Annotated in this window: 2 protein-coding genes; both read right to left on the bottom strand. The window is 70.1% G+C overall.

The window, feature by feature from the left end; translation table 11 throughout:
* Positions 1-708 (bottom strand): NAD(P)-dependent oxidoreductase (locus LQV45_RS34050; RefSeq protein WP_230012267.1); only part of this gene is annotated, 708 nt, incomplete at its 3' end.
* A gap of 123 nt (positions 709-831) precedes the next feature.
* On the bottom strand, positions 832-1128 hold the full coding sequence (locus LQV45_RS34045) for a putative quinol monooxygenase (RefSeq protein WP_223913715.1): 297 nt from the start codon (positions 1126-1128) through the stop codon (positions 832-834).
* Between the last annotated feature and the right edge of the window lie 67 nt (positions 1129-1195).

Below are 1195 nucleotides of genomic sequence, written 5' to 3'. Positions count from 1 at the left end.
GTTGATTTCAGACTGCGGCACCGGGTGGTGGCCGGGGGTCTTGCCGACCTCCACAATGCGGACGTCGGGGGCCAGTTCGGCCAGGAGTTCACGCGGGCCGAGCCGGTCCGCCACCACGACGTCGGCCTGGCCAAGGAGCCGGCGGCCGCGGACGGTGATGAGTCCGGTGTCGCCGGGACCGCCGCCGACGAGGGCCACGGATCCGGGAGTTGCCCCCGTGCCGGAAACCCGGTGCCGGCGCAGCGGCAGGTCTCCGGTGGCCAGGGCGGTGGCGACGGCGTCGCGCAGGGCCATGGCGCGGCGCGGGTCTCCGCCGGCGTTGACGGCGATCTTAACGTCGTCCACCACGGCGACGGCGGGCGTCCAGGCGGCGGAGGCTTCGTGGTCGGAGGCGTTGACGCACCAGATGCGCTGCGACTCGGCGTCGGCGGAGACCTGCGCGTCCACGGCGGCGTCGCCGGTGGCGGTCTGGACGAACCAGACGCCGTCGACGTCGGACCGCCGGTACGGGCGGGGCTCCCAGTTCAGGAGGCCGGCGTCGGCAAGTTCAGCGAGCGCCGGGCAGGCGGCCGGTGCCACGACGGTGACGCGGGCTCCGGCGTCGAGCAGCCCCTTGGTGCGCCGGGCGGCCACCGGGCCGGCGCCGACGACCAGCACGGGACGGCCGAGGAGGCGCAGGGCCGTGGGGTAAATGTCCTGAATTGCCATGCATCGACGATAGGGCGGCGTCACATAGCGGAACAACGGTGCGGCAACACCAGTTCACGCAAGGTAACGCCGCGTCACATAATGGCAATCGCCGCTCCTGATCTGCGGCGGCCGGGGGCACCCCTATTTCACGGCGATGAGTTCGATCAGCTTGATGTCGGGATCCTTGGCGAGCAGGGCGGGACCGTGTTCGCCGAGGGCGGCGGGGATGGCGCCGCTGAGGTGGGCCTGACGGTCCTCCTCGGTATCGAAGGTGTCGAAGATGCCGAAGGTGTTCTCGTTGACCCGGAAGGCATACCAGGTGCGCGTTCCGGGCTCGTTGAGCACTATTTCGCGCCCTCCGTTCAGGAAGTCCCAGACGTCCTGTTCCTTCCCCGCTTTGGCTTCGACCAGGGCCAGCACGCCAAATTTTGCCGCCACAGCGACCTCCTAGGAATCGGGCTTTGCATCAGCCGTGGAAGGGGCCGCAACCCGGCCTCTAGGCGTG

The organism is Microbacterium sp. Bi128 (genome assembly GCF_918698205.1).
This window is presented reverse-complemented; position numbering and strand designations above follow the sequence as displayed.